We start from the raw sequence: 25,979 nt of genomic DNA, 5'->3' as shown, positions 1-25,979 counted from the left end.
GGCTTAAATGCACGCGCAAGTACAGACACAAGAACACAACGCCCGCGGCAGTCTGCGTTTCAGCGGGATCGGCAAGACTTTTCCCGGGGTGAAGGCCCTCGACGGCATCAGCTTCGTCGCCCATCCCGGCCAGGTTCACGCGCTGATGGGCGAGAACGGTGCCGGCAAGTCGACCCTGCTGAAAATCCTCGGCGGCGCCTATATCCCGAGCAGCGGCGAGCTGCAGATCGGCGAGCAGACGATGGCGTTCAAATCCACCGCGGACAGCATTGCCAGCGGCGTGGCGGTGATTCACCAGGAGCTGCACCTGGTGCCGGAAATGAGCGTCGCCGAGAACCTGTTTCTCGGTCACCTGCCGGCCAGCTTCGGTCTGATCAACCGAGGCGCGCTACGCCAGAACGCGTTGGCCTGCCTCAAGGGCCTGGCCGATGAAATCGACCCGCAGACCAAGGTCGGGCGCCTGTCCCTCGGCCAGCGGCAACTGGTGGAAATCGCCAAGGCGCTGTCGCGGGGCGCGCATGTGATCGCCTTCGATGAGCCGACCAGCAGCCTCTCGGCGCGGGAAATCGACCGCTTGATGGCGATCATCGGTCGCCTGCGCGATGAGGGCAAAGTGGTGCTCTACGTGTCCCATCGTATGGAAGAAGTGTTCCGCATCTGCGACGCGGTGACGGTGTTCAAGGATGGGCGTTACGTGCGCACCTTCGACGACATGAGCCAGTTGAGCCACGATCAACTGGTGACCTGCATGGTCGGTCGTGACATCCAGGACATCTACGACTACCGCAGCCGCCCGCGCGGCGCGGTGGCGCTCAAGGTCGACGGATTGCTTGGCCCTGGGCTGCGTTCGCCAATCAGTTTCGAGGCGCACAAGGGCGAGATCCTTGGCCTGTTCGGTCTGGTCGGGGCCGGGCGCACCGAGTTGTTCCGCCTGCTCAGCGGTCTGGAGCGGCACACGGCCGGGCGCCTGGAATTGCGCGGCCATGAACTGAAGCTGCGCTCGCCACGCGATGCGATCGCCGCCGGGATCCTGCTGTGCCCGGAGGACCGCAAGAAGGAGGGCATCATCCCGCTGGCCAGCGTCGCCGAGAACATCAACATCAGCGCCCGCGGTGCGCACTCCGGCCTCGGTTGCCTGCTGCGCGGTATGTGGGAGAAGGGCAACGCCGACAAACAGATCAAGGCGTTGAAGGTGAAAACCCCGCATGCCGGGCAGCAGATCAAGTTCCTTTCCGGCGGCAACCAGCAGAAGGCCATTCTTGGCCGCTGGCTGTCGATGCCGATGAAGGTCCTGCTGCTCGACGAACCGACCCGTGGCATCGACATCGGCGCCAAGGCCGAGATCTACCAGATCATCCATAACCTGGCCGCCGACGGAATCTCGGTGATCGTGGTGTCCAGCGACCTGATGGAAGTCATGGGCATTTCCGATCGCATCCTGGTGCTGTGCGAAGGCGCCCTGCGCGGCGAAGTCAGCCGTGACCAGGCCAATGAATCCAACTTGCTGCAACTGGCTTTGCCGCGCCAACGCGCTGACGGCGTGGCGAACTGAGAGGTGACTATGATGACAACCCAAAACGAAACCCTGCCGACCGCACGCAAACCCCTCGACCTGCGGCGTTTCCTCGATGACTGGGTCATGCTGCTGGCGGCGATCGGCATCTTCGTCGCCTGCACGCTGCTGATCGACAACTTCCTTTCGCCGCTGAACATGCGCGGTCTGGGCCTGGCGATTTCCACCACCGGGATTGCCGCCTGCACCATGCTGTATTGCCTGGCGTCGGGGCACTTCGACCTGTCGGTGGGCTCGGTGATCGCCTGTGCCGGTGTCGTCGCGGCGGTGGTGATGCGTGACACCAACAGCGTCTTTCTCGGGGTCAGCGCGGCGCTGGTGATGGGCCTGATCGTCGGCCTGATCAACGGCATCGTGATCGCCAAGTTGCGCGTCAACGCCTTGATCACCACGCTGGCAACCATGCAGATCGTCCGTGGCCTGGCCTACATCTTTGCCAATGGCAAAGCGGTGGGCGTGTCGCAGGAATCGTTCTTCGTCTTCGGCAATGGCCAGCTGTTCGGCGTGCCGGTGCCGATTCTGATCACCATCGTCTGCTTCCTGTTTTTCGGCTGGCTGCTCAACTACACCACCTATGGGCGCAACACCATGGCCATCGGTGGCAACCAGGAAGCAGCGCTGCTCGCCGGCGTGAACGTTGACCGGACCAAGATCATCATCTTTGCCGTGCACGGTGTGATCGGTGCGCTGGCCGGGGTGATCCTGGCGTCGCGCATGACCTCCGGGCAGCCGATGATTGGCCAGGGTTTCGAGCTGACGGTGATCTCGGCTTGCGTGCTGGGCGGGGTGTCGCTGAGTGGCGGGATCGGCATGATCCGCCACGTGATTGCCGGGGTTTTGATTCTGGCGATTATCGAGAATGCGATGAACCTGAAGAATATCGACACGTTCTACCAGTACGTGATTCGCGGTTCGATTCTGTTGCTGGCCGTCGTCATCGACCGCCTCAAACAACGGTAACCCCCCTCATCCCTGTGGGAGCGAGCCTGCTCGCGAAAGCGCCGAATCAGTCGCCGAAAATATTGACTGACCCGACGCCTTCGCGAGCAGGCTCGCTCCCACAATGGACCGCGACTGTCCCCGCCTTCTGTCTGATCTCCTAAATTCTCCTTGCCCGTCTGCGCCCATTTCGGGTATCACTTTGTACATGATTAGACAGGTACGATTTGACAAGAAACAACGGGTGGTCGACGAACTCGTCCGGCGCATCGAAAGCGGCCTCATGGAGGACGGCTTTCTGTTGCCCGGCGAGCATCAGTTGGCTCAGGAATTCAACGTCAGCCGTGGCACGTTGCGCGAAGCGCTGGCCGAACTGAAACGGCGCAAGTACATCGCCACGCAAAGCGGGGTCGGCTCCATCGTCACCTTCGACGGTATGGTCCTCGACCAGCGCAGCGGCTGGGCCCAGGCCCTGGCCGACAGCGGGGCGTTGATCAACACCGAGGTGCTGCGCCTCGAGGCCGTGACCCGGCCCGATCTGCTGGCGCGCTTGGGCACCGAGCAATTCATTACCCTGGAGCGTCGTCGGCGCTCCAACGACGGCACGCTGGTGTCCCTCGAACGTTCCCTGATGCCGGCCAGTGGCGGCCTGGAAAGCCTGCCGCGGGTCGGTCTGATCGACAACTCCCTGACCATCACCCTGGCCGCCTACGGCTACATCGGCGAGCGCGGCGATCAGTGGATCGGCGCCGAACCGCTGAATGCCGTGGACGCCGAGCTGCTCGGCCGAGCGCCGGGCACGGTGTTCCTCAAGGCCCTGCGCACCACCTACGACCGACAGAACCGTTTCATGGAGCAGGTCGAAAGCCTGCTCGACCCGGTGCATTTCCGTCTGCACCTGCAATTTGGAGACTCGCAATGACCGCGCTCGACCGTGCCCTGGGCGCGTTTTATGGCCTGGCCCTCGGTGATGCGCTGGGCATGCCGACGCAATCGCTGGACCGCGAAACGATCAAGGCCCGCTTCGGCCGCATTATCGATCTGCAGGACGCCGGCCCGCTGCAACCGATCGCCGCCAACATGCCCAAGGGCTCGATTACCGATGACACCGAACAGGCGATTCTGGTCGGCGAGTTGCTGGTCGAAGGCCAGGGCCGGATCGAGCCGGCAGTCCTCGCGCAACGGCTGATCGAATGGGAAGCGCGCATGCAGGCCAAGGGTTCGCAGGACCTGCTCGGGCCGTCGACCAAACGCGCCATTGAAATGATCCTGGCCGGCCACTCGCCGGAGGAGGCCGGGCGCTACGGCACCACCAACGGTGCGGCCATGCGCATTACCCCGGTGGGCATTGCCGCCGATGTCGCCGATTCCGAGCGGTTCATCGCGGCCGTGGTGCAGGCGTGTCAGGTCACCCACAACACCACGCTGGGGATTTCCAGCGCTGCGGCGGTCGCGGCAGTGGTCTCGGCCGGGATCAACGGCATGGACCTGGGCGAGGCGTTGAACCTCGGTCAGCAGATCGCGCAACAGGCACAGGAACACGGGCACTGGGTGGCCGGTGGCCGCATCGCTTCGCGCATCAGTTGGGCGCGCAGCATCAGTGTCGACAGCGACAAGGCGCTGCTCGCCGACCTGCTGTACGACGTGATCGGCACCTCGGTGGCGTCGCAGGAATCGGTGGTGGTGGCGTTCGCGCTGGCGCAGCAGGTGGCCGTCGGCGAGATGAGCGCGTTCGATGCGTTGTGCATGGCCGCCAGCCTGGGCGGCGATACCGACACCATCGCGGCGATTCTCGGTGCCATGCTCGGGGCCTGCCTGGGCCTGCAGAGCTGGCCGGCGCCGATGATTGCCACGGTCAAAGCGGTCAATCATCTGGAGCTTGAACCGTTGGTGCAGGGGCTGTTGGCCTTGCGTTGATCAGGCGGACGCCTTCGCGAGCAGGCTCGCTCCCACATTGGATTCATGGCGTTCACATATCCCCTGTGGGAGCGAGCCTGCTCGCGAAGGCCGCACTGTAAATCTTCAATACTCACCCGCAATGGATCGCACGGACAGGCCCAGGAAGGCCGGGATGTCTTGTCGTTTTGCGTCATTGCCACAACCACAATAAAGGCAAACAGGAGCACTGTTCATGAGTTCAACAAACGCCGGGCAAAGCGTCGGGCAACTGGAAACCCGGGGTATCGAGCCGGTGCCCGAGAGCGAGTGCAACGGTCATCCGCTGCAGCTTTTCTGGGTCTGGTTCGCCGCCAACATCTCCATTCTCGGTCTGCCGCTGGGCGCCACGCTGGTCGCGTTTCGCGGCCTGGCGATCTGGCAGGCCGTCATCGTCGCCATCCTCGGCGCGGCCGGTTCGTTCGCGGTGGTGGGGATCATCTCGATTGCCGGTCGTCGTGGCCGCGCGCCGAGCCTGACCCTGTCGCGCGCGATCTTCGGCGTGCGCGGCAACATCGGCCCGACCCTGGTCTCGCTGATGTCGCGTCTGGGCTGGGAAACCGTCAACACCACCACCGCCGCCTTCGTGCTGCTGTCGCTGTGTTCGATTCTGTTCGGCTCGCCGGTGGAAGCGAAGAGTGCACCGCTGCTGACGCTGATCTTCATCGCGATCTTCGTCCTGCTGACGCTGTCTGTCTCCGGCCTCGGCCACGCCACGCTGCTGGTGATCCAGAAGTGGGCGACGTATGTGTTCGGCGCGCTGAACATTCTGGTGGGTGGCTTCCTCTGCGCCACCATCGACTGGAGCGCGGTGTTCAACGCCACCCCGGCGCCGCTGAGCGCGATGATCATCGGCATCGGCACTATGGCCGCCGGCACCGGGATCGGCTGGGCCAACGCCGGCGCCGACATGTCGCGCTATCAACACCGCAGCGTCAAGGCTGTGCGCCTGGTGGCCTCGGCGGCATTCGGCGCGGGGATTCCGCTGGTGCTGCTGATTACCCTCGGCGGCCTGCTGTCGGTGGGCAACAATGACCTGGCGTCGGCGACAGACCCGATTGTGGCGATCCGCGACATGCTGCCGACCTGGATGGCCGTGCCGTACCTGATCACCGCGTTCGGCGGCCTGCTGCTGTCGAACAACCTCTCGGTGTATTCCGCCGGGCTGACCACGCTGACCCTCGGCCTCAAGGTCAAGCGGGTGTATGCGGTGGTGGTCGACATCGTGGCGATCTTCGCCGGTTCGATCTACTTCATGCTGATCGCCGACAGCTTCTACGGCCCGTTCATCACCTTCATTTCCCTGCTGGCGGTGCCGATCACTGCGTGGGTGGGGATCTTCGTGGTTGACCTGATTCACCGCCACTACTACAGCCCGCAAGACTTGCTCGACGTCAGCCCGAGCAGCGCCTACTGGTACCACGGCGGCATCGAGTGGCGCGCATTCGGCGCGTGGGCAATCGCCATCGTGCTCGGCTTCAGCTTCACCACCATCGGCACCACTGCGGAAAACGTCTGGTTCAAGGGCTTCCTGGCGGACTCGTGGCTGGGCCACAACGGCCTCGGCTGGATCGTGACCTTCGTGGTCGCGGGTGGCCTTTACTGGGTACTCGGCGGGGCGAAGGATCGTCGCGCCGCGCAAATCGAGAATGCTCATGCCTAAGATGTTGCACACCGGCCAGGTCATCATCGACCTGGTCATGGCCGTGGACCGCTTGCCGCAGATTGGCGGTGATGTGTTGGCGCAGTCCGCCGGTTTCGAAGCCGGCGGCGGTTTCAACGTGATGGCTGCTGCCGTGCGCAATGGTTTGCCCGTGGTTTATCTCGGTCGCCACGGCAGCGGGCGCTTCGGCGATCTGGCGCGCCAGGCGATGCACGCTGAAGGCATTCACATCGGCATCAAGACGCCGGCGCCGCGCGACACCGGGATTTGCGTGGCGCTGACCGATGCGTCGGCCGAGCGCAGCTTCATTTCCTACATCGGCGCGGAAGGTGAGGTAACCGAGGCAGACTTGAACAGCGTGGCTGCCGAGGCGGGCGATTACGTTTATGTGAGCGGTTACAGCCTGCTTCACGAAGGCAAGGCGCAGGCGCTGCTGGACTGGACGCTGGCGTTGCCGCAGGCGGTCAGCGTGGTGTTCGATCCGGGCCCGCTGGTCGAGTCGCCCGACTCGTCATTGATGCAGTCCCTGCTGCCGCGCATCGATGTGTGGACCAGCAACAGTGTCGAGGCGTTGCGTTTTACTGGGGCGAGTGACATTGCTCAAGCGCTGGACCGGTTGGCGGAGCACTTGCCCAGGGATGTGCTGATGGTGGTGCGCGACGGGCCGCAGGGGTGCTGGATTCATCAGCGTGGCGAGCGTCGGCATGTGCCGGGATTTGCCGTGAAAGCCGTGGACAGCAACGGCGCCGGCGATGCGCATGCCGGGGTATTTGTCGCTGGGTTGGCGCAGGGTTTGAACGCGCCTGAGGCGGCGCAAAGGGCCAACGCAGCAGCGGCGTTGGCGGTGACGCGGTGGGGGCCGGCGACTTCGCCGGGGGCTGCTGAAGTGGATGCGTTTATCCGCCAGTCTTGCGGCGACTGATCTGACGCTTTCGCTGGCAAGCCAGCTCCCACGGGTTTCGCAGTGAAACGCAAACTGTGTGTATCCAGGAATCACTGTGGGAGCTGGCTTGCCAGCGATGAGGCCATCAGCCTCACAACAAAATCAACCGGCCTTGCGCAACGCCGCGATCAACTCATCCTTGCGCATCGAGGAACGCCCCGGAATGTGCTTCGCCCGGGCCTCTTTCCTCAGGCTGTCCACGGTCTGCGCCTCTCGCGACGCCTTGCTGTCACGCGCATGCCCGTCACGACTGGCCACCGCGCGCCGCGATGATTCCTGGCGATCGGCGGACTTGTCGCTCGCGGGCTTCCTGCGCCCGGAACCGCCCGGTTTCTCACCGCCGCCAGACTGCTTGTTGACCGTGGCCCAGGCCCGCGCTTCGGCTTCGGCCTTGGACAGGCCTTTTTGCTCATAGCTGTCTTCGATGTGTTCGGCCTTGCGCTTCTGCTCGGCGGTGTATTTGTCTTTGCTTCCACGAGGCATGGGATTTCTCCTTGCATCGGTAGATGGATTACACCGGCAGGAACTGCCGCAGCCTGCGGCAGTTCCTGCACGATCATGCGTTCACACGATCACGGCTTCTAGACATCAAGCTTGCGCGCCGCTTCGACGCCGGCCGCACTGAGCTTGATCGGCAGGTTCAACGAGTGTTCGCCGGCCTCGTTGCAGGTCACATGACCATGGTGAATCAGCCCGCGATCCTGCAGGGCGGCGAGGGCGCTGGCCACGACTTTCTCGCCGCGATAGTTATCCAGCACCTCTTTGCCGAGTCCGCTCGGATGGGCGTGCAGCAGGCGGGTGAGGACTTCTTTTTCCAGGTTTTTATCTACGTTCATGCTGACCTCTTCATGGATGTGGATAAGGCATTCGCGTGGGCGAATCACTGATTACTGGCCGGAACCTTCCGAGCCGGAACCACCAGTGGTGGTTTTCGAGCCGACGCCGGGTCCGGCGTTGTCCGGTGTAGCAGGGGCATCAGGTGTGTTCATGCCGCCCTGGCGTCCGGGATCGGCGCCCTGAGTGCGCGGGTCGGTGCCGGTGGCCGGTGGCTGATTGATCAGCGGCACGCCGGAGCCGTCGGTGTTCATCCCGGGGGCGCTGTTGATGACGGGGGCTCGCGGCGGGGTGACCGGGTCGGTCGGGCCGGTGCCGGCAGCGGTGGTGGAGGCGGCGAAAACCGCCGGGCTGAGCAGGGTAGCGAATACGAGGGCAGTCAACCTTGACGAGATCATAGGGTGTCTCCAGTGATGGGAATCCTTACCTTTTGTTGGTCTGCCCTCGCGCTGCATTGGTGCCTGATGAGCGACGAACGGTCTGGCTCGTCCGGTCCGTCGCGGGTGGGCGGGCGGGGCTGACTGGCTCGCCGAGGCGCGTCGCACGCCGCAATAATCCCCACGGTCGACGGGGCACGTGTGTGTTTTGCCATGTGACGCGCGGCGCGCGCCGCCTTAGTATGGCGTTTTCCTTTTTCCGACAAGGCCCGTCCATGACGATCGAGATCCGCCCGGCGACCCCCAGCGATGCACCGCAAATCCTCGCCTTCATCACTGAACTGGCGGACTTCGAAAAGGCCCGTCACGAAGTCATCGCCAGCGTCGCCGATATCGAACGCAGCCTGTTCAGCGAAGGTGCCACCGCCCACGGCCTGATCTGCCTGCGCGATGGCCTGCCAATTGGCTTCGCCGTGTTTTTCTTCAGCTATTCGACCTGGCTGGGCAGCAACTGCCTGTACCTCGAAGACCTCTACATCACCCCCGAGCAACGCGGCGGCGGTGCCGGCAAGACCCTGTTGCGCCACCTGGCGAAAATCGCCTGCGCCAACGACTGCGGACGCTTCGAGTGGAGTGTGCTGGACTGGAACACCCCGGCCATCGACTTCTACAAATCCCTCGGCGCGCAGCCGCAGGAAGAGTGGGTGCGCTATCGCATGGACGGCAAGGTGTTGCGCGAATTTGCCGAGGGCTGAGGGTGTGATGGCAATCCAATATTGAATTGATTGCCGTCACCGCTCTAGTCCGGCATTCTACGCGCCATTTTTGCGCGCTCATGGACGACACCGGCAATGCTTCTGGCAAAACTTCTCCACGCCCGTGGAGCCTTCGCTAGGTCAATGAGTGACTGGCGATGAGCGGACTGCGGGCGTCAATGCGTCTGTATGGCCTGGTGAAAAACGCAGGCTGCTCTGACAACCCTCAGCGTCAATCGGTAGACATCCTGTGTATCTTCAATCGCACGGGCGGCAAAGCCATTCGCGCGTTTGTGTCGCGGCTAGACGCCGAACTCATGGCACGCAACGCCGGCCTGGATGAATACCGTGTGATCGCGTTACGCCAATTTGAACCGAACGCGTTTATCGAAGCGCAGCAGGGCTGGCTGACGCTGCACATCTGTTGCGGTTTCGTCGCCCCCGCGAGCCATTCGTTGCTCAAGGACGGCGCGTTGATAACGATGGGCTGGTACGTCTATTGCGAGATCGGCCAGTGGACTGCCGGACCTCGGCGTGCAGATGGCCGATCTGCTGCAAACGACCTACGAGCGTAATCACCTGCGCAATTACAACGCCTGGCTCAACGAGCTCGACGACGCCTCGCCGGCCGAACTGGCCTGGCAAACCGACGAAGCCTGGCGACATCTGCAGACTGCCACATCCCCCGACAGCCGTGAGCACTGCCACGCACTGTTCGACCCCTTTGACAATGGCGGAAAGTCAGCGCGCCAGTTAATGGCAGATTCGATACTCAGTTTTTTCAGAGAACAATGAATGAAGCGTCTTTTTCTCATCGTATTCACGCTGGTGTTTACGGCCTCATGTTCGACGGATCATGGACGACCCATTGCCACGCTGGTGTATGACCGCGTTGAAATGACCCCGAGCGGTATCGGGTTTCTCATCAGTTTTACCAGCGATACCGATATTCTGAGCTTATTCGGTCCTGCGATCGGAGAGGGCATGGTCTGCGCGCTGGAAGATGATCATGATTTTTCGGTCGGGCATTATCTGAAGCGGTCTGGGCGCGGTAGCGTTCGATTTGTCGATGACACGACAGGCGGGCATTACCAATCAAAGCTGATCTTCCGCGAGGCAGGACAATCTCCAGGGGAGGAAACGCTTTTGAGTGGCAAGGCGTTGCGCGATGTGTTGATCAAGAGAGCGTCCATGACGTGCGCTTTCAGAGTCAACACGACCGGCAACAGAACGTATTTGTCTAACCCGATGCTTGTCCCGACCGCTGACCTCGTGCAGGCGATTGATACACCATAAAACGCTCGGATCATTGAGCATCCCTGATGATTGCCTAAACCCATCCCCATTCTGCAGCGGCCCTCCAATTGCCACCGAGCCATCCATCCAGCGCTTTTCGCAGGCAAATTGGTGCACATCGAAGGCCGCTTTCCAGTACCTGTCCCCCCTGACTGAAATCCGCAAATCTTGAGGTTTCGCCCACACGCCGAGTCGGACTGCGCTGCAGCGTCGAGGCGTGACAGGGCGGGTACGCAATTGCGTTGAACTCGCCATCCTGTAAGCGGATGAATAATCCGAATGCTATCAACGCGCAGATGCACTGCGGTGCCGTCATGCGCATAGCTTCGAGAACAGTCATCGCCTGGACGCACCAATGGTTTAAAGATTTGGCAGAAATGGATCAGCCTATAAATCCCACAATATGGGAATGATATTTATATATTGAGATTTTCCTGCGCCAAGGTTTATAGTCCCTCGCACTCACTGCCAAAAACAAAACAGGTGAAGCGATGCAGGCGCAATTGATCGCGCTCGATTGGGGGACGACCTCATTACGTGCTTACAAACTCGCGGCGGGTGGCCAGGTGCTGGAGCTGCGGTCGCTATCGTGCGGCATCATGCAGTTGCCGAAGACGCCGCGAGTCATCAACGGTCGCGAATGTGCCGACGGCTTCGAGCTGGCCTTTGACCAGGCCTGTGGCGACTGGCTCGATGCCCAGCCGGATCTTCCGGTCATCGCTTGCGGCATGGTCGGCAGCGCCCAGGGCTGGCGCGAAGCGGCCTACTGCGACACCCCGGCGGACGTCGCCAATCTGGGTAATTCCCTGCAAACCGTACGCAGCCTGCGTGGCACCCTGGTGCACATCGTGCCGGGCGTGATCCAGCGCTCGGCGCTGCCGAACGTGATGCGTGGCGAGGAAACCCAGGTCCTCGGCGCCCTGCAGAACCTGGCGGTCGATGTCAGCAACGAGTTGCTGATCGGCCTGCCCGGCAGCCATTCGAAGTGGGTGGAAGTGGCCGCCGGCTGCATCACTCATTTCGACACCTTCATGACCGGCGAAGTGTTCGCCGTGCTCAGCGAACACAGCATCCTCGGCCGCACCCAGCAACAGGGTGCGCAATTCGACGGTCCGGCATTCGATCGCGGCGTCCGCGTGGCGTTGTCGGCGGACGGCGAGATTGGCGTGCTGTCGACCTTGTTCAGCGCCCGAACCTTGGGCCTGACCGGTGCACTGAGCCCCACGGCGCAAGCGGACTACCTGTCCGGCCTGCTGATCGGCCATGAGCTGTCAGCGCTGGCCGCCGTGCAGCGTCGTCGACGCAACAGCGGGCGGCTGCCGTCGGTCATCCTCATCGGCAACAGCCAGCTGTGCGCCCGCTACAGCCGGGCCCTCGACGCCTGCGGCTTCACCCGCGTGACCCTGGCCGAACAGGCGACCGAGCGCGGCCTGTGGCAACTGGCGCTGGCCGCCGGCCTGCTCGATTCCTCATCCCGTTAACCCCTGACTGGAGGCCTGACATGCTCAAGCAAGCACTGGCGCAAAACGGTCTGATCGCGATTCTGCGCGGCCTGCACCCGCAGGAAGCCGCCGCTGTCGGAGAAGTCCTGTACGCGGCCGGATTTCGCGTCATCGAAGTACCCCTCAATTCCCCTGCGCCGTACGAAAGTATTCGCATCCTGCGCAATGCCTTGCCCGCCGATTGCCTGATCGGTGCCGGCACCGTGCTGACCCCGGAGCAGGTGGAGCAGGTCAAGGCGGCCGGCGGCCAGGTGATCGTCATGCCGCACAGCGATGCCAAGGTATTGCGCGCGGCGAAAGCGGCGGGGCTGTACCTGTCGCCGGGCGTCGCGACGCCGACCGAAGCCTTCGCGGCGCTGGAGGAGGGCGCGGACATTCTCAAGCTGTTCCCGGCCGAGCAGATGGGCCCGGCGGTCGTCAAGGCGTGGCTCGCGGTCCTGCCGTCGGGAACCGTGCTGGCGCCGGTCGGTGGCATCACCCCGGACAACATGCAGGCGTTCCTCGATGCGGGGGTGAAAGGTTTCGGCCTCGGTTCCGGGCTGTTCAAGCCGGGCATGACCACCGAGCAAGTGGCGGCCAACGCCAAGGCCTACGTGGCCGCGTGGAAGGCCCTGCGCTAAGACTTTCCGGCGCTGCGAGCGCTGCATCTACAAGAGAGACAAGAAGATGAAAATCACCAAACTCACCACGTTCATCGTGCCGCCGCGCTGGTGCTTCCTCAAGGTCGAGACCGACGAGGGTGTCACCGGCTGGGGCGAGCCTGTGGTCGAAGGTCGCGCGCACACCGTGGCCGCTGCGGTCGAGGAATTGTCCGACTACCTGATCGGCAAAGACCCGCGCAACATCGAAGACATCTGGACCGTGCTCTATCGCGGCGGCTTCTACCGGGGCGGCGCGATCCACATGAGCGCCCTGGCCGGCATCGACCAGGCGCTGTGGGACATCAAGGGCAAGGCGCTCGGGGTGTCGGTCAGCGATCTGCTTGGCGGCCAGGTGCGCGACAAGATCCGCGTCTATTCGTGGATCGGTGGCGACCGTCCGGCCGACACCGCGCGTGCCGCGAAAGAGGCGGTGAGCCGGGGGTTCACCGCGGTGAAGATGAATGGCACCGAGGAACTGCAATTCCTCGACTCCTTCGAGAAAGTCGACCTGGCACTGGCCAACGTCGCCGCGGTGCGCGATGCGGTCGGGCCGAACGTCGGCATCGGCGTCGACTTCCACGGCCGCGTGCACAAGCCGATGGCCAAGGTGCTGATGAAGGAACTCGATCCGTACAAGTTGATGTTCATCGAAGAGCCGGTGCTCAGCGAAAACTACGAAGCGCTGAAGGAATTGGCGCCGCTGACCAGCACGCCGATTGCTCTGGGTGAACGGCTGTTCTCGCGCTGGGATTTCAAGCGCGTGCTCAGCGAAGGTTACGTCGACATCATCCAGCCGGACGCCTCCCACGCCGGCGGCATTACCGAAACCCGCAAGATCGCCAACATGGCCGAAGCCTACGACGTGGCGCTGGCGCTGCATTGTCCGCTGGGGCCGATTGCGCTGGCGGCGTGCCTGCAACTCGACGCGGCCTGCTACAACGCGTTCATCCAGGAGCAGAGCCTGGGCATCCATTACAACGAGAGCAACGATTTGCTCGACTACGTAAAGGATCCGCGGGTGTTCGACTACGACCAGGGCTTCGTCAGGATCCCCAATGGCCCGGGCCTGGGTATCGAGATCAACGAGGAGTACGTGATCGAACGCGCGGCCGTCGGCCACCGCTGGCGCAACCCGATCTGGCGGCATGCCGACGGCAGCTTCGCCGAGTGGTGAGTCTTTCCTGACCCACCCCTGACACTGTGGGAGCGAGCTTGCTCGCGAAGAGGGCGGCACATTCGAAACCGGTGTCGCCCGATAGCTCGCTCCCACAGGTTGATCTCCATGGAGCGGAGATCTGCATACCCCCGACCTCAATAAACATAAGAAGAGGCGCTCCCCATGCAACCGCAAACCCTCACCGGGCAGGCGTCTTTAGTCACGCCCAGCCGCAAGCGATTCTTCATCATGGTGCTGTTGTTCATCACCGTGGTCATCAACTACCTCGACCGCAGCAACCTGTCGATTGCCGCCCCGGCGCTGACCAGCGAACTGGGTATCGATCCGGTGCATGTCGGGCTGATTTTCTCCGCGTTCGGCTGGACCTACGCCGCCATGCAGATCCCCGGCGGCTGGCTGGTGGATCGGGTGCCGCCGCGCATTCTCTACAGCGTGGCGCTGTTGCTGTGGTCGCTGGCCACGGTGATGCTCGGTTTCGCCGCCAGCTTCATCGCGCTGTTCGTGTTGCGCATGGCCGTTGGCGCACTGGAGGCGCCGGCCTATCCGATCAACAGCCGGGTGGTCACAACCTGGTTCCCGGAGCGAGAGCGCGCCACGGCCATCGGTTTCTACACCTCCGGGCAATTCGTTGGCCTGGCGTTTCTCACGCCGGTTCTCGCCTGGCTGCAACACGAGTTCGGCTGGCACATGGTGTTTGTCGTCACCGGTGCGGTGGGCATCCTGTGGGCCGCGATCTGGTATGCGGTGTATCGCGAGCCACGGGATTTCCGTGGTGCCAACGACGCCGAGATCGAGCTGATCCGCGAGGGCGGCGGGCTGGTCGACATCCAGGCCGAAACGACCCAGGTCAAAGCCAGGTTCAGCTGGACCGATCTGGGCATCGTCCTGACCAGGCGCAAGTTGTGGGGGATCTACCTCGGTCAGTTCTGTCTGAATTCGACGCTGTGGTTTTTCCTCACCTGGTTCCCGACCTACCTGGTGAAATACCGCGGCATGGACTTCATCAAGTCCGGGCTGCTGGCGTCGCTGCCGTTTCTCGCCGCGTTCATTGGCGTGCTGTGTTCCGGGTTCTTCTCCGACTGGCTGATCCGGCGCGGTTGCACGGTGGGGTTTGCGCGCAAGTTGCCGATCATCGCCGGCCTGCTGATTTCCACCTCGATCATTGGCGCCAACTTAGTCGAGTCGACGCCGCTGGTGATTGCCTTCCTGGCCCTGGCGTTTTTCGGCAACGGGCTGGCATCGATCACCTGGTCGCTGGTCTCGACACTGGCGCCGGCGCGTCTGCTGGGGCTGACCGGTGGGGTGTTCAACTTCATCGGCAATCTGTCGGCGATTGCCACGCCGATTGTCATCGGTTTCCTCGCCAGCGGTGATTCGTTCGCTCCGGCGATCACCTACATCGCCGTGCTGGCGCTGATCGGTGCATTGTCCTACGTGCTGCTGGTCGGCAAGGTCGAGCGCATCGAGTTGTAGTCGTCCGTGTCGGGCGACCATAATGCCGCCCGTTCCCTCGCTCAACGGTAAAGGCTGGATATGCAGGAAGATGCCCCAAAAACCGCCAAGGACGCCGCGCCCACTGGCACCCAGACCCTGCTGCGTGGCCTCGGTGTGGTGCAGGCTGTGGCCAGCGGCGCCCGCGATCTAAAGGAAATCGCCCGGCTGATCGGCACCACGCGCAGCACCACCCATCGCCTGGCCAGTTGCCTGGTGGATGAGCGCTATCTGCGTGTGGTGCCGCAAATCGGTTATCTGCTGGGGCCGAAGCTGATCGAACTGGGGTTTCAGGCGCGCGAGGAATTGCCGCTGGTGAGCCTGGCCGGGCCGTATCTGGACGAGTTGTCGGCGCTGACCGGCGACACCGTGCACCTGGGCATCCGCGAGGGCGACGAGGTGCTGTACCTGTTGAAGAATCCTGGGCGCAACGGCCCGGAAATGCGTTCGCGGGTTGGCCATCGCATGCCGCTGGCGCGCACCGGGATCGGCAAGGCGCTGATGCTCGACGACTCGCCGCAAGACTGGCAACGGCTGTACGACATCAGCCTGCCGGCGGGTGGGAAAAGTCAGTTCTGGCCGCAGCACCCGCAACAGTCGTGGCCACAGCTCGAGCAGCGCATGACCGAGTACGTGGCCGGTGGCTACGCGTTCGATCTGGAAGACAACGAACCGTCGATCCGCTGCGTGGCGGCGCCGATCCGCGATGCGAGCAAACGCATCGTCGCGGCGATCAGCATCGCCAGCACCGTGCCGTACATGCCGCTGGAAAAAATGGCCGAGCTGATTCCCCTGATCAAAGGGGTCACAGCCCGGCTCTCGGCGGAACTGGGACTGAAGGTCTGAGGGATCAGACTTTCAGCGTCGCCATGTCGATCACGAAACGGTACTTGACGTCACCGGCGATCATCCGCGCGTAGGCCTCGTTGATCTGGCGGATGTCGAGCATTTCGATGTCACAGGTGATGTTGTGCTCGGCGCAGAAATCCAGCACTTCCTGGGTTTCGGCGACGCCACCGATCAGGGAGCCGGCCAGCACCCGGCGGCTCATCACCAGTTTGCCGGCGTGGACCGGTGGATTCACCGGTTCGATCAGGCCGACCAGAATGTGCACGCCGTCGAAGCGCAGGGTGTCGAGGTACGGGTTGAGGTCGTGCTGCACCGGAATGGTGTCGAGCAGGAAATCGAAGTAACCCGCCGCCGCCTGCATCTGCTCGGCGTCGGTGGAGACGATCACATGGTCGGCGCCCTGACGACGACCTTCCTCGGCCTTGCTCGCCGAACGGGTGAACAGCGTCACTTCGGCGCCCATGGCCTTGGCGAACTTGATGCCCATGTGACCGAGGCCGCCCATGCCGAGAATGCCGACCTTGTCCCCGGCCTTGACGCCGTAGTGCTTGAGCGGCGAGTAGGTGGTGATGCCGGCGCAGAGGATCGGCGCGGCGCTGGCCAGGGCGAGTTTTTCCGGAATGCGTACGACGAAGTGTTCGCTGACCACGATGCTGTCGGAATAACCGCCCATGGTGTTGCTGCCGTCGACCCGATCCGGGGTGGCGTAGGTCATGGTCGGGCCTTCGAGGCAGTATTGCTCGAGGTTGGCCTGGCAGGCTTCGCAACTGCGGCACGAGTCGACCATGCAGCCGACGCCGACCAGGTCGCCTACTTTGTGCTTAGTGACATTCGCACCGACAGCGGTGACTTTTCCGACAATCTCGTGGCCCGGCATCAGCGGGTAAACGGCGATGCCCCATTCGTTGCGTGCCTGGTGGATGTCGGAGTGACAGACGCCGCAATACAGGATGTCGATCGCCACGTCGTCGGGGCGCGGGCTGCGGCGTTCGAATTTCATCGGGGCGAGGGGCGTGGTGGCCGATTGGGCGGCGTAGCCGATGGCGGTGTACATGAGGAAACCTCGCAAAAGCAGTGACAAGTGAGGCGGCGCATTCTGGGCGCCGGCCGCTTGTCCGGCCATGGCGATTTCTCCGGGTGTCATGCCTAATCCTCCGGCATGCAGGTCTGGGCAAGCGCATTGGCAAAAGGATCTGCGATGATGCTTGCCTGCCTTTTTCCGTGAATTTTCTGAAGACCCCTCCGATGCAGTTGACCCGTCACCTTGATGCCAATGCCACGCTGGTTTCGTTGATCGAGCCGCTGGCGCTCCGCGACGGCTACAGCCAGACCGGGGTGCCCGGCGTGCAGGTCCTGCGCGCCAGTTGCGACGTGGCGCGTGGCCCGCACATTTATGAGCCGAGCCTGATGATCATCGCCCAGGGCAGCAAACTGGCGTTCCTCGGCCCGCGCACCCTGGAATACGGCGCCGGGCACTACCTGATTCAGGCGCTGCCGGTGCCGTTCGAGTGCGAGACCTTCGCCTTGCCGGATGCGCCATTGCTGGGCGTGTCGGTGGCCATCGACCGGGTGCTGCTCGGTGAACTGGTGCTGGCCATGGGGCTGGCGCCGGGGCGGCACATTCCGGCGCAGACGCCGGAGTCGATGACCTCGGTGGTGCTTGACGATGACATGCGTGGCTGTGTCGAACGGCTGTTGCGTTGCCTGCACGATCCGCTGGAATGCCAGATTCTCGGACCGGCACGGGTGCGCGAACTGTTGTTTACCGCGTTGCGCGGTCCGCAGGCCGATGTGCTGCGCGCGCTGGTCGAACAGCAGGGCCAGTTTGCCCGCGTGGCGGCGTCGATCAGCCATCTGCATGCGCATTACACCGAGCCGCTGAATGTCGAAACGCTGGCCGGCTGCGCAAACATGAGCGTTTCCACGTTCCACGAGCATTTCAAGCGCAGCACGCTGTTGTCGCCGGTGCAGTACCTCAAGCGTCTGCGCCTGCTCAAGGCGCAGACCTTGCTGGTCGCCGAAGGGCTGGGTGTGGCGCAGGTGGCGCATCGCGTCGGGTATCAGAGCACGTCGCAGTTCAGTCGCGAGTACAAGCGCTACTTCGAGCGCAGTCCGGGGGATGAGCGCGCGGCCTGAGGGTTTGCGTCACCCTGTGGGAGCTGGCTTGCCAGCGAAGGCGGTGGTCCAGGCCGCGCCCCATCTTGACTGGCACGACCCCATCGCTGGCAAGCCAGCTCCCACAGGGGGTGATGTGATGCACTAATTTGTGGGCAACAAAAAGGCCCCCGTTTCGGGAGCCTTGATGTTCAGCTGTTCGACTTACATGTTCGGGTACGTCGGGCCGCCGGCGCCTTCCGGGGTGACCCAGGTGATGTTCTGCGAAGGGTCCTTGATGTCGCAGGTCTTGCAGTGCACGCAGTTCTGGGCGTTGATCTGGAAGCGCTTCTCGCCGTCTTCCTTGGTGATCACTTCATACACGCCGGCCGGGCAGTAGCGTTGCGCCGGTTCATCGTACAGCGGCAGGTTCTTGGCCAGCGGGATGCTCGGGTCGGTCAGCTTCAGGTGGCACGGCTGTTCTTCTTCGTGGTTGGTACCGGAGATGAACACCGAGCTGAGTTTGTCGAAGCTGAGTTTGCCGTCCGGTTTCGGGTAGTCGATCTTCTTGCAGTCGGCCGCGAGCTTGAGGCAGGCGTAGTCCGGCTTGGTGTCGTGCAGGGTGAACGGCAGTTTGCCGCCGAAGATGTTCTGGTCCAGCCAGTTGAAACCGCCGCCGACGATGGCGCCGAACTTGTGGATGGCCGGGCCGAAGTTGCGGCTGGCGAACAGTTCTTCGTGCAGCCAGCTGTTCTTGAAGGCGTCGACGTAGCTGGTCAGCTCTTCGGTGCCGTCCTTTTCAGCGAACAGCGCATCGGCCACGGATTCAGCGGCGAGCATGCCCGACTTCATCGCCGTGTGGCTGCCTTTGATCTTGGCGAAGTTCAGGGTGCCGAGGTCGCAACCGATCAGCGCGCCGCCCTTGAAGACCATTTTCGGCAGCGAGTTGAGGCCACCCTTGCAGATTGCACGCGCGCCGTAGCTGATGCGCTTGCCGCCTTCCAGGTACTGCTTGAGCACCGGGTGATGCTTGAGGCGCTGGAATTCGTCGAACGGCGACAGGTAGGTGTTGCTGTAGGACAGGTCGACGATCAGGCCGACGACCACCTGGTTGTTTTCCAGGTGATAGAGGAACGAGCCGCCGGTGTTCTCGGTGCCCATGATGTCCAGCGGCCAGCCGGCGGTGTGGACCACCAGGCCCGGCTGGTGCTTGGCCGGGTCGATTTCCCAGATTTCCTTGAGGCCGATGCCGTAGTGCTGGGCATCGGCGTCGCTGTCGAGGTTGAAGCGCTTGATCAGCTGCTTGCCGATGTGGCCGCGGCAACCTTCGGCGAACAGCGTGTATTTGCCACGCAGTTCCATGCCCGGGGTGTACAGGCCTTCCTTCGGATTGCCTTCGCGGTCGACGCCCAGATCACCGGTGATGATCCCGCGAACGATGCCGTTCTCGTCGAACAGCGCTTCCTGGGCGGCGAAGCCCGGGTAGATTTCCACGCCCAGGTTCTCGGCCTGCTGGGCCAGCCAGCGGCACAGGTTGCCCAGGGAAATAATGTAGTTGCCTTCGTTGTGCATGGTCTTGGGCACAAAGAAGTCGGGGATTTTCTGCGCGCTGTCGGCGTTTTTCAGCACGAAAATGTCATCGCGGGTGACCGGGGTGTTCAGCGGGGCGCCGAGTTCCTTCCAGTCCGGGAACAGTTCGTTCAGAGCGCGTGGTTCGAATACCGCGCCGGAGAGGATGTGTGCGCCGACTTCGGAGCCTTTTTCGACCACGCAGACGCTGATTTCCTTACCGGCTTCGGCGGCCTTCTGCTTCAGACGGCAGGCGGCGGACAGGCCAGCGGGGCCGGCACCGACGATGACCACGTCGAATTCCATGTATTCGCGTTCCACAGGCTATCTCCTACTCAAGGCTCAACAGTTTTTTTTCTAATTTGGAGGTTCGGTGTCGCATCCGTTATTGCCTTTACGTTAACGTCAAGGGTAATAATGGGCAAACCACCTTTCTCTCTAGGCGGCGCATTATATCTACACCACTCCTAGCGTCCAATACAAACGTTTGTTTGAATCGCCTCAAGCCCAGAGAAATCAAAGAAGCGCGGCTTATGACGGGGCATTTTGGCGTATTGACCAGAATGGGCGTTCCGGTCAAGATACGGGCGGTTTTGCGCTCGCCGTAGGCTGAATGGTGGTTTCAAGAGCACCTCTAAAGACAGGGCGTAGGCGGTACACGGTGATGCGCAGCGCAGGTTCGGCGCGCAGTTTACACACCGCGAAGTTGAATGACCCGTCGGTCACCACTGACGAACGGTCAGCCCCTTCGCAACGTGGAGTTACCCGTACACAGGCCGGCGTTTTTAGAGGTGCCCTTGTGCCCGATGAGCATCAACCGCCAGGTTCGCCTAGGCGACTTTCTTTTCACCGGAGAGTAACGAGGAATCCATGAAGGTTCTTGTAGCTGTCAAACGCGTTGTGGATTACAACGTCAAGGTTCGCGTCAAGGCGGACAATTCCGGCGTAGACCTCGCCAACGTCAAGATGTCGATGAACCCGTTCTGCGAAATCGCAGTGGAAGAAGCCGTACGCCTGAAAGAGAAAGGTGTTGCGACTGAAATCGTCGTCGTCTCCATCGGCCCGTCCACCGCTCAGGAACAGCTGCGTACCGCACTGGCTCTGGGTGCCGACCGCGCCATCCTCGTCGAATCCGCCGAAGACCTGACCTCCCTGGCCGTGGCCAAGCTGCTCAAGGCCGTGGTCGACAAGGAACAGCCACAACTGGTGATCCTGGGCAAACAGGCCATCGACAGCGACAACAACCAGACCGGCCAGATGCTCGCGGCACTGAGCGGCTACGGTCAGGGCACTTTCGCCTCGAAAGTCGAAGTCTCCGGCGACAGCGTTGCCGTGACTCGCGAAATCGACGGCGGCGCGCAGACCGTTTCGCTGAAACTGCCGGCCATCGTCACCACCGACCTGCGTTTGAACGAGCCGCGCTACGCGTCCCTGCCAAACATCATGAAAGCCAAGAAGAAGCCTCTCGAAGTGCTGACTCCGGACGCTTTGGGCGTTTCCACCGCCTCCACCAACAAGACCCTGAAAGTCGAAGCGCCGGCTGCACGCAGCGCGGGCATCAAGGTCAAGTCGGTGGCTGAACTGGTCGAGAAACTGAAAAACGAAGCGAAGGTAATCTAAATGACTATCTTGGTTATTGCTGAACACGACAACAAAGTGCTGGCCCCGGCCACGCTGAACACCGTGGCTGCTGCGGCCAAAATCGGCGGCGACATCCACGTTCTGGTTGCAGGTCAGGGCGCTGGCGCCGTGGCTGAAGCCGCAGCGAAAATCGCAGGCGTGAGCAAAGTCCTCAACGCTGACAATGCCGCTTACGCGCATCAGCTGCCGGAAAACGTTGCGCCGCTGGTTGCCGAGCTGGGCAAGGGCTACAGCCACATCCTGGCTGCCGCCACGTCCAACGGCAAAAACATCCTGCCGCGCGTAGCCGCTGCGCTGGACGTCGACCAGATCTCCGAGATCATCTCGGTCGAAAGCGCCGACACCTTCAAGCGTCCGATCTACGCCGGTAACGCCATCGCTACCGTGCAGTCGACCGCCGCGATCAAGGTGATCACCGTGCGTGCCACCGGTTTCGACCCGGTTGCTGCTGAAGGTGGTTCGGCTGCCGTTGAAGCGGTTGCTGCTGCGCACGACGCCGGCACTTCCAGCTTCGTCAGCGAAGAACTGGCCAAGTCCGATCGTCCTGAGCTGACCGCTGCCAAGATCGTCGTATCCGGCGGCCGCGGCATGCAGAACGGCGACAACTTCAAACACCTGTACGCCCTGGCCGACAAGCTCGGCGCTGCCGTCGGTGCCTCGCGCGCCGCGGTCGACGCAGGTTTCGTGCCGAACGACATGCAGGTCGGTCAGACCGGCAAGATCGTTGCGCCACAGCTGTACATCGCCGTCGGTATCTCCGGCGCGATCCAGCACCTGGCCGGCATGAAAGACTCCAAAGTGATCGTTGCGATCAACAAGGACGAAGAAGCGCCGATCTTCCAGGTGGCCGATTACGGCCTGGTGGCGGATCTGTTCGAAGCAGTCCCTGAGCTGGAGAAGCTGGTCTAATCCGGCAGCTTCACTTATAAAGAGCCCGGCCTGTTGGTCGGGCTTTTTTTTGTCTCGGATTTGAGTGGGAGCGTTTCGCCATGGATCTGCGCCGGTTGCGCTGCTCGATGCTGTTGGGTCTGGCCCTGTTGCCGGGACTGTCCGTGGCCGCCGGTAAATGCGAGCGCCTCGTCGTCACCGGCAGCCCGGACGCGCCGCCGTACCTGTGGCAGGACCCGCAGAATCCCAAGCAACTGATTGGCGCCAGTGCCGAGCTGTTGCAGCAAGTGGCCAAGGACCTGGGGATCAAGGTCGAGTTGTTGTATGCCGGCAAGCGCGCCCAGGCCCTCGACGAAGTGCGCAGCGGGCGCATGGACATGCTGGCCGACGCGCCGCTGACCCTCAATGAGCTGGAAAATCTCGATTACATCCATCCGCCGCTGCTGGAAAACGATTATCTGGTGTGGACGCGCAAGGGCTCGGCCCTGGTCTACAGCGAGGCTCGGGACCTGCACGGCCATACCGGCGGCTTGCCGGAAAAGTCTCGAATGACCCAGGCATTCGGCACTTTCGCCGAGCAGCAATTGACCCTGGTCCGTACGGCAAACCTGACCCAGGCCTTTCAGAAACTTCTCCTGGGCGAAGTGGAATATGTCCTCGCCGGGCGCTACTCGGGCATGGCCGCCGCGCAGGCGCTGGGCATGGCCAACGACTTGCTGGCCTTCGAGCAACCGATCGACCGGCCCGGCCTGTTCCTCGCGGTTTCGCACAACTCGGCCTGCAACGATCCGTGGTTGCGCGGACAGCTTGCTAAAAAGATGACAGAATTGCCCGCGTCCGGACTGACGGAAGCCGTGCTGCAACGCAACATCGAGCGCTGGAAGGCGCAGCAGCAACAGCCGCAACAACCTGTCAGTGCCCCAAAACAGTAGGGATTCTTAGTGAGTATTCGACCTCTTTTCGCGGCCATGGCCGTTCTGGCCCTGGCCGGTTGCGCCAGCGATCCGGCACCGACTGAACAAATGCGCCTGACCGAGCAGGCCCTCGAGCAAGCCAAGGCCGTGGGCGCCAGCGCCGATGACGTGCCGGAAATGAAACTGGCCGAAGACAAGTTCAACCGCGCCAAAGGCAACATGGCTGACCAGTCCTTCAAGAATGCGCGCATGCGTGCCGAGCAGGCCGAACTCGACGCGCGCCTGGCGGAGGCCAAGGTGCTGACGCAAAAGAGCGAGGAGCAGCTCAACGTCCTCAACACCCGCATCGTCCGTCTGCGCAAGCAACTGGGAGATGCCCAATGAGCCTCAAGTCCAACGCCCTCGGTGCTTTGCTGATCGCCGCTTGCGCCGGCCTCTACGGTTGCGCCGGCCAGCACAGCGAAGCCGCGCTGCAACAGGCCGGCAGCGACTTCCAGAAGGTCAAGGAAGACTCCAACGTCTTGCGCATCGCGCCCAAGGACGTGATCCGTGCCGGCGAATCCCTGGCCCGCGCCGATCGCCTGTCCACCTACTGGGGCAGCGGCTCGGACGTGGTGCATTACGCCTACCTCAGCCAGCGCTACAGCGAAATCGCCCGCGAGCACACCAACCAGGTGCTCAACGAAGAGCGCGCGGCGAAACTCGAACTGGAACGTCAGCGCCTGCAACTGGCGCTGCGCGAATCGAAACTGCTGAGCGTGCAGCAGCAGGGCAAATGGCTCGAGGAACAGATTGTCGCCCTGGCCACTACCCAGACCGATCGCGGCCTGGTGATGACCCTCGGCGACGTGCTGTTCGACACCGGCGAGGCGGAGCTGAAGAATTCGGCCAACCGCGTCGTGCTGAAGATCGTCCAGTTCCTGCAACTGAACCCCAAGCGTGTCGTGCGCATCGAGGGCTACACCGACAGCACCGGCGGCAAGCAGGAAAACCTCAAGCTGTCCCGCGATCGCGCCCAGGCGGTGGCCGACGTGCTGATGGACCTCGGTATCGACGACAAACGTATCCAGGTGGAAGGTTACGGCGACGAATACCCGGTGGACGCCAACGCTTCCGAGCGTGGGCGGGCGCAGAACCGTCGAGTGGAAATCGTCTTCTCCGACGAAAAGGGCCAGCTCGGCGCTGCCCGCTAAGATCGCCTGCGCCTGCAATAGCCCGGGCTGCCCTGCAGCACCGGGCTTTTTTACGTCTGTCGATTGGTGCGCAAAACCCTACAGTGGTGGCTGACACTGCACTGTATGGTCGAGTAATCTGGCAACTGTCCCAGTACACTTCTAAACTGTTCCGGTATTGTTTCACACAAGAATAAAACGCCCGTGAAATCGAGTGCTGCGTCATGACCAATCTCTTGCTCTACCAACGTATTGCTCAGCAACTGGCCGAAGACATTCGCCGTGGTGTCTACCAACCGGGGGAGCGCGTGCCTTCGGTGCGCAAGATGAGTTCGCAGCTCAACGTCAGCCATGCGACGGTGTTGCAGGCGTACGCCAACCTCGAGGATCAGGGGCTGATCCGGGCGCGGCCGCAATCCGGCTACTATGTGCACCAGACGCCGGCCCTGACCGCGCCAACGCCGGACATCGCCCGCGTCGAGCGTCCGGGGCTGGTCACCCGCAGCAGCATCATCCAGCAGGTGCTGGTCGAATCGCGTCGTGAAGGGGTGTTCCCGCTGGGCGCGGCCGTACCCAGTGTCGATTACCTGCCGGTGCGCGCGCTGCATCAGCAGCTGGCAAAGGTCACCCGCTTTCACAGTCCGCGCGCTTTCAGTTACATGTTCAGCCCCGGTTTCGAACCGTTGCGCCGCCAGGTGGCGATCCGCATGCGCGATGCCGGAGTGGTGGTCGATCCCTCGGAAGTGGTGATCAGCCATGGGTGCGTCGACGCCCTGCAGATGTCCCTGCGCGTGCTGACCCGCCCCGGTGATCTGATCGCCGCCGAATCGCCAACCTATTACGGTCTGCTGCAACTGGCCGATCTGCTCGGCCTGAAAGTCATCGAGATCCCCAGCGACCCGGCCACTGGCATGAGCCTGGAGGCGCTGCAACTGGCGGCCAACCAATGGTCGATCAAGGCTCTGGTATTGACCACCCGCCTGAGCAATCCGCTCGGCGGCACCATGCCCGAAGAGCGGCAGAAACAACTGCTGCGCCTGGCGTCGGATTTCGATATCCAGATCGTCGAGGACGACATCTATGGCGAGCTGATGTTCGAGCAGGGCCGGACCAAGGCCCTGAAAGCCTACGATCGACTGGACCGGGTGATCTATTGCTCGAGCTTTTCCAAAACCCTCTCGCCGGGTGTACGCATCGGCTGGATGATTGCCGGCAAGTATCAGCAAGAGATCCAGCGCCTGCAGACCTTCACCACCCATTCGGCCTGCAGCGTCACGCAAATGGCAATCGCCGCGTACCTGGAAAACGGCGGCTACGACCGGCATTTGCGTTACATCCGCCAGGAATATCGGAAAAATCTCAGTGCCTTCCAACTGGCGGTGCAGCAGTACTTCCCGGAAGGTACCCAGATGACTCGTCCCACCGGCGGTTTCATCCTCTGGGTCAGCCTGCCCGGACGGGTCAATACCCAGGAATTGCACGTGCGGGCATTGCAGCAGGGCATCAGCATTGCCCCGGGGCTGATCTTCAGTAATACCGAGCAATTCAACCACTGTATCCGCCTCAATTGCGGCATTCCGTGGAATCGCGAAGCCGAGCGGGCGTTGATGACATTGGGGCTGCTGGCGACCCAACTGTGTCAGGAAACGGCAGGCGGTTTCTGAACAGGTGCAGCGCCGAGCTTGTCATGCCGCGCTCAACAGGCGAGCATATGGCCCTCTGCCGT

The 25,979-nt window shown here is 62.6% G+C and carries 27 protein-coding genes; 22 read left to right on the top strand and 5 right to left on the bottom strand.

Annotation, left to right across the window (positions count from 1 at the left end; all coding sequences use genetic code 11):
• The first annotated feature begins 7 nt into the window (after positions 1 to 7).
• The 6 genes from araG to QRN70_RS25955 all read left to right on the top strand — a co-directional run bounded on the left by araG (position 8) and on the right by QRN70_RS25955 (position 7,032).
• Entirely contained in the window at positions 8 to 1,552 is a 1,545-nt protein-coding gene (araG, locus tag QRN70_RS25980; RefSeq protein ID WP_285420713.1) for an L-arabinose ABC transporter ATP-binding protein AraG, read from the top strand.
• A gap of 12 nt (positions 1,553 to 1,564) precedes the next feature.
• A complete protein-coding gene (gene araH, locus QRN70_RS25975; protein WP_285420712.1) occupies positions 1,565 to 2,533 on the top strand; it encodes an L-arabinose ABC transporter permease AraH in 969 nt (322 codons plus the stop codon).
• A gap of 187 nt (positions 2,534 to 2,720) precedes the next feature.
• The gene (locus QRN70_RS25970) at positions 2,721 to 3,434 is read left to right on the top strand and encodes a GntR family transcriptional regulator (protein WP_285420711.1); all 714 of its coding nucleotides are present in this window, start codon (positions 2,721 to 2,723) and stop codon (positions 3,432 to 3,434) included.
• Positions 3,431 to 4,429 carry an ADP-ribosylglycohydrolase family protein gene (locus QRN70_RS25965; RefSeq protein ID WP_285420710.1) on the top strand — a complete coding sequence of 333 codons (999 nt, stop codon included), beginning with the start codon at positions 3,431 to 3,433 and terminating at the stop codon, positions 4,427 to 4,429. Before QRN70_RS25970 ends, QRN70_RS25965 begins: the two co-directional genes overlap by 4 nt.
• 214 nt (positions 4,430 to 4,643) lie before the next feature.
• Complete coding sequence (locus QRN70_RS25960) at positions 4,644 to 6,110, top strand: purine-cytosine permease family protein (RefSeq protein ID WP_285420709.1); 1,467 nt, start codon at positions 4,644 to 4,646, stop codon at positions 6,108 to 6,110.
• Positions 6,103 to 7,032: a PfkB family carbohydrate kinase gene (locus tag QRN70_RS25955; RefSeq protein WP_285420708.1), complete on the top strand. Its 930-nt coding sequence runs from the start codon at positions 6,103 to 6,105 to the stop codon at positions 7,030 to 7,032. The genes QRN70_RS25960 and QRN70_RS25955 overlap by 8 nt, the downstream gene beginning before the upstream one ends.
• A gap of 123 nt (positions 7,033 to 7,155) precedes the next feature.
• Here QRN70_RS25955 and QRN70_RS25950 read toward each other — a convergent pair whose 3' ends face one another.
• The 3 genes from QRN70_RS25950 to QRN70_RS25940 form a co-directional block, all read right to left on the bottom strand.
• The gene (locus QRN70_RS25950; protein ID WP_285420707.1) at positions 7,156 to 7,536 is read right to left on the bottom strand and encodes a Rho termination factor N-terminal domain-containing protein; all 381 of its coding nucleotides are present in this window, start codon (positions 7,534 to 7,536) and stop codon (positions 7,156 to 7,158) included.
• Positions 7,537 to 7,634: 98 nt separating this feature from the next.
• On the bottom strand, positions 7,635 to 7,889 hold the full coding sequence (locus QRN70_RS25945; RefSeq protein ID WP_007961959.1) for a hypothetical protein: 255 nt from the start codon (positions 7,887 to 7,889) through the stop codon (positions 7,635 to 7,637).
• 51 nt (positions 7,890 to 7,940) lie between these two features.
• The gene (locus QRN70_RS25940; protein ID WP_285420706.1) at positions 7,941 to 8,285 is read right to left on the bottom strand and encodes a hypothetical protein; all 345 of its coding nucleotides are present in this window, start codon (positions 8,283 to 8,285) and stop codon (positions 7,941 to 7,943) included.
• Between the two features lie 254 nt (positions 8,286 to 8,539).
• Between QRN70_RS25940 and QRN70_RS25935 the strand changes: the two genes are divergently transcribed.
• The 9 genes from QRN70_RS25935 (at position 8,540) to QRN70_RS25895 (ending at position 15,972) form a co-directional block, all read left to right on the top strand.
• A complete protein-coding gene (locus QRN70_RS25935) occupies positions 8,540 to 9,019 on the top strand; it encodes a GNAT family N-acetyltransferase (RefSeq protein WP_008085506.1) in 480 nt (159 codons plus the stop codon).
• Between the two features lie 158 nt (positions 9,020 to 9,177).
• Positions 9,178 to 9,594, top strand: a complete 417-nt coding sequence (locus QRN70_RS25930) for a hypothetical protein (RefSeq protein WP_285420705.1) — start codon at positions 9,178 to 9,180, stop codon at positions 9,592 to 9,594.
• A complete protein-coding gene (locus tag QRN70_RS25925) occupies positions 9,560 to 9,814 on the top strand; it encodes a hypothetical protein (protein WP_285420704.1) in 255 nt (84 codons plus the stop codon). The genes QRN70_RS25930 and QRN70_RS25925 overlap by 35 nt, the downstream gene beginning before the upstream one ends.
• Positions 9,815 to 10,315, top strand: coding sequence for a hypothetical protein (locus QRN70_RS25920; protein WP_285420703.1), 501 nt, complete (start codon positions 9,815 to 9,817; stop codon positions 10,313 to 10,315).
• 491 nt (positions 10,316 to 10,806) lie between these two features.
• Positions 10,807 to 11,796 carry a 2-dehydro-3-deoxygalactonokinase gene (locus QRN70_RS25915; protein WP_285420702.1) on the top strand — a complete coding sequence of 330 codons (990 nt, stop codon included), beginning with the start codon at positions 10,807 to 10,809 and terminating at the stop codon, positions 11,794 to 11,796.
• A gap of 20 nt (positions 11,797 to 11,816) precedes the next feature.
• Entirely contained in the window at positions 11,817 to 12,437 is a 621-nt protein-coding gene (locus QRN70_RS25910) for a 2-dehydro-3-deoxy-6-phosphogalactonate aldolase (RefSeq protein WP_285420701.1), read from the top strand.
• 46 nt (positions 12,438 to 12,483) lie between these two features.
• A complete protein-coding gene (gene dgoD, locus QRN70_RS25905; RefSeq protein ID WP_285420700.1) occupies positions 12,484 to 13,632 on the top strand; it encodes a galactonate dehydratase in 1,149 nt (382 codons plus the stop codon).
• A gap of 165 nt (positions 13,633 to 13,797) precedes the next feature.
• Positions 13,798 to 15,108, top strand: a complete 1,311-nt coding sequence (locus QRN70_RS25900; protein ID WP_285420699.1) for an MFS transporter — start codon at positions 13,798 to 13,800, stop codon at positions 15,106 to 15,108.
• Positions 15,109 to 15,168: 60 nt separating this feature from the next.
• A complete protein-coding gene (locus tag QRN70_RS25895) occupies positions 15,169 to 15,972 on the top strand; it encodes an IclR family transcriptional regulator (protein WP_285420698.1) in 804 nt (267 codons plus the stop codon).
• 4 nt (positions 15,973 to 15,976) lie between these two features.
• On the opposite strand, the gene QRN70_RS25890 is transcribed toward QRN70_RS25895, so the two are convergent.
• On the bottom strand, positions 15,977 to 17,029 hold the full coding sequence (locus tag QRN70_RS25890; protein WP_285420697.1) for an NAD(P)-dependent alcohol dehydrogenase: 1,053 nt from the start codon (positions 17,027 to 17,029) through the stop codon (positions 15,977 to 15,979).
• A gap of 191 nt (positions 17,030 to 17,220) precedes the next feature.
• Here QRN70_RS25890 and QRN70_RS25885 point away from each other — a divergent pair, with 191 nt between their 5' ends.
• Positions 17,221 to 18,111, top strand: coding sequence for an AraC family transcriptional regulator (locus QRN70_RS25885; protein ID WP_285420696.1), 891 nt, complete (start codon positions 17,221 to 17,223; stop codon positions 18,109 to 18,111).
• Positions 18,112 to 18,294: 183 nt separating this feature from the next.
• Here QRN70_RS25885 and QRN70_RS25880 read toward each other — a convergent pair whose 3' ends face one another.
• On the bottom strand, positions 18,295 to 19,959 hold the full coding sequence (locus QRN70_RS25880; protein WP_285420695.1) for an electron transfer flavoprotein-ubiquinone oxidoreductase: 1,665 nt from the start codon (positions 19,957 to 19,959) through the stop codon (positions 18,295 to 18,297).
• Positions 19,960 to 20,508: 549 nt separating this feature from the next.
• Between QRN70_RS25880 and QRN70_RS25875 the strand changes: the two genes are divergently transcribed.
• From QRN70_RS25875 to QRN70_RS25850, 6 genes are all read left to right on the top strand, one after another.
• Positions 20,509 to 21,258 carry an electron transfer flavoprotein subunit beta/FixA family protein gene (locus QRN70_RS25875; protein WP_003226982.1) on the top strand — a complete coding sequence of 250 codons (750 nt, stop codon included), beginning with the start codon at positions 20,509 to 20,511 and terminating at the stop codon, positions 21,256 to 21,258.
• A complete protein-coding gene (locus QRN70_RS25870) occupies positions 21,259 to 22,188 on the top strand; it encodes an electron transfer flavoprotein subunit alpha/FixB family protein (protein WP_007961977.1) in 930 nt (309 codons plus the stop codon).
• Between the two features lie 80 nt (positions 22,189 to 22,268).
• On the top strand, positions 22,269 to 23,099 hold the full coding sequence (locus tag QRN70_RS25865; RefSeq protein ID WP_285420694.1) for a substrate-binding periplasmic protein: 831 nt from the start codon (positions 22,269 to 22,271) through the stop codon (positions 23,097 to 23,099).
• 9 nt (positions 23,100 to 23,108) lie between these two features.
• Positions 23,109 to 23,465, top strand: coding sequence for a DUF4398 domain-containing protein (locus QRN70_RS25860; protein ID WP_285420693.1), 357 nt, complete (start codon positions 23,109 to 23,111; stop codon positions 23,463 to 23,465).
• Positions 23,462 to 24,274: an OmpA family protein gene (locus tag QRN70_RS25855; RefSeq protein ID WP_285420692.1), complete on the top strand. Its 813-nt coding sequence runs from the start codon at positions 23,462 to 23,464 to the stop codon at positions 24,272 to 24,274. The genes QRN70_RS25860 and QRN70_RS25855 overlap by 4 nt, the downstream gene beginning before the upstream one ends.
• A 203-nt stretch (positions 24,275 to 24,477) precedes the next feature.
• A complete protein-coding gene (locus QRN70_RS25850; protein WP_285420691.1) occupies positions 24,478 to 25,917 on the top strand; it encodes an aminotransferase-like domain-containing protein in 1,440 nt (479 codons plus the stop codon).
• Positions 25,918 to 25,979 lie beyond the last annotated feature (62 nt).

Source organism: Pseudomonas sp. efr-133-TYG-5, assembly GCF_030209175.1.
Classification (GTDB): Bacteria; Pseudomonadota; Gammaproteobacteria; order Pseudomonadales; family Pseudomonadaceae; genus Aquipseudomonas.
This window is presented reverse-complemented; position numbering and strand designations above follow the sequence as displayed.

Coding starts and splice junctions, on each gene's coding strand:
- QRN70_RS25925 (WP_285420704.1), top strand. CDS start 9,560: ATGGCCGATCTGCTGCAAACGACCTACGAGCGTAATCACCTGCGCAAT.
- QRN70_RS25910 (WP_285420701.1), top strand. CDS start 11,817: ATGCTCAAGCAAGCACTGGCGCAAAACGGTCTGATCGCGATTCTGCGC.
- araH (WP_285420712.1), top strand. CDS start 1,565: ATGACAACCCAAAACGAAACCCTGCCGACCGCACGCAAACCCCTCGAC.
- QRN70_RS25890 (WP_285420697.1), bottom strand. CDS start 17,029: ATGTACACCGCCATCGGCTACGCCGCCCAATCGGCCACCACGCCCCTC.
- QRN70_RS25950 (WP_285420707.1), bottom strand. CDS start 7,536: ATGCCTCGTGGAAGCAAAGACAAATACACCGCCGAGCAGAAGCGCAAG.
- QRN70_RS25870 (WP_007961977.1), top strand. CDS start 21,259: ATGACTATCTTGGTTATTGCTGAACACGACAACAAAGTGCTGGCCCCG.
- QRN70_RS25970 (WP_285420711.1), top strand. CDS start 2,721: ATGATTAGACAGGTACGATTTGACAAGAAACAACGGGTGGTCGACGAA.
- QRN70_RS25850 (WP_285420691.1), top strand. CDS start 24,478: ATGACCAATCTCTTGCTCTACCAACGTATTGCTCAGCAACTGGCCGAA.
- QRN70_RS25865 (WP_285420694.1), top strand. CDS start 22,269: ATGGATCTGCGCCGGTTGCGCTGCTCGATGCTGTTGGGTCTGGCCCTG.
- QRN70_RS25945 (WP_007961959.1), bottom strand. CDS start 7,889: ATGAACGTAGATAAAAACCTGGAAAAAGAAGTCCTCACCCGCCTGCTG.
- QRN70_RS25960 (WP_285420709.1), top strand. CDS start 4,644: ATGAGTTCAACAAACGCCGGGCAAAGCGTCGGGCAACTGGAAACCCGG.
- araG (WP_285420713.1), top strand. CDS start 8: ATGCACGCGCAAGTACAGACACAAGAACACAACGCCCGCGGCAGTCTG.
- QRN70_RS25885 (WP_285420696.1), top strand. CDS start 17,221: ATGCAGTTGACCCGTCACCTTGATGCCAATGCCACGCTGGTTTCGTTG.
- QRN70_RS25915 (WP_285420702.1), top strand. CDS start 10,807: ATGCAGGCGCAATTGATCGCGCTCGATTGGGGGACGACCTCATTACGT.
- QRN70_RS25930 (WP_285420705.1), top strand. CDS start 9,178: ATGAGCGGACTGCGGGCGTCAATGCGTCTGTATGGCCTGGTGAAAAAC.
- QRN70_RS25920 (WP_285420703.1), top strand. CDS start 9,815: ATGAAGCGTCTTTTTCTCATCGTATTCACGCTGGTGTTTACGGCCTCA.
- QRN70_RS25965 (WP_285420710.1), top strand. CDS start 3,431: ATGACCGCGCTCGACCGTGCCCTGGGCGCGTTTTATGGCCTGGCCCTC.
- QRN70_RS25855 (WP_285420692.1), top strand. CDS start 23,462: ATGAGCCTCAAGTCCAACGCCCTCGGTGCTTTGCTGATCGCCGCTTGC.
- QRN70_RS25900 (WP_285420699.1), top strand. CDS start 13,798: ATGCAACCGCAAACCCTCACCGGGCAGGCGTCTTTAGTCACGCCCAGC.
- QRN70_RS25940 (WP_285420706.1), bottom strand. CDS start 8,285: ATGATCTCGTCAAGGTTGACTGCCCTCGTATTCGCTACCCTGCTCAGC.
- dgoD (WP_285420700.1), top strand. CDS start 12,484: ATGAAAATCACCAAACTCACCACGTTCATCGTGCCGCCGCGCTGGTGC.
- QRN70_RS25955 (WP_285420708.1), top strand. CDS start 6,103: ATGCCTAAGATGTTGCACACCGGCCAGGTCATCATCGACCTGGTCATG.
- QRN70_RS25935 (WP_008085506.1), top strand. CDS start 8,540: ATGACGATCGAGATCCGCCCGGCGACCCCCAGCGATGCACCGCAAATC.
- QRN70_RS25875 (WP_003226982.1), top strand. CDS start 20,509: ATGAAGGTTCTTGTAGCTGTCAAACGCGTTGTGGATTACAACGTCAAG.
- QRN70_RS25895 (WP_285420698.1), top strand. CDS start 15,169: ATGCAGGAAGATGCCCCAAAAACCGCCAAGGACGCCGCGCCCACTGGC.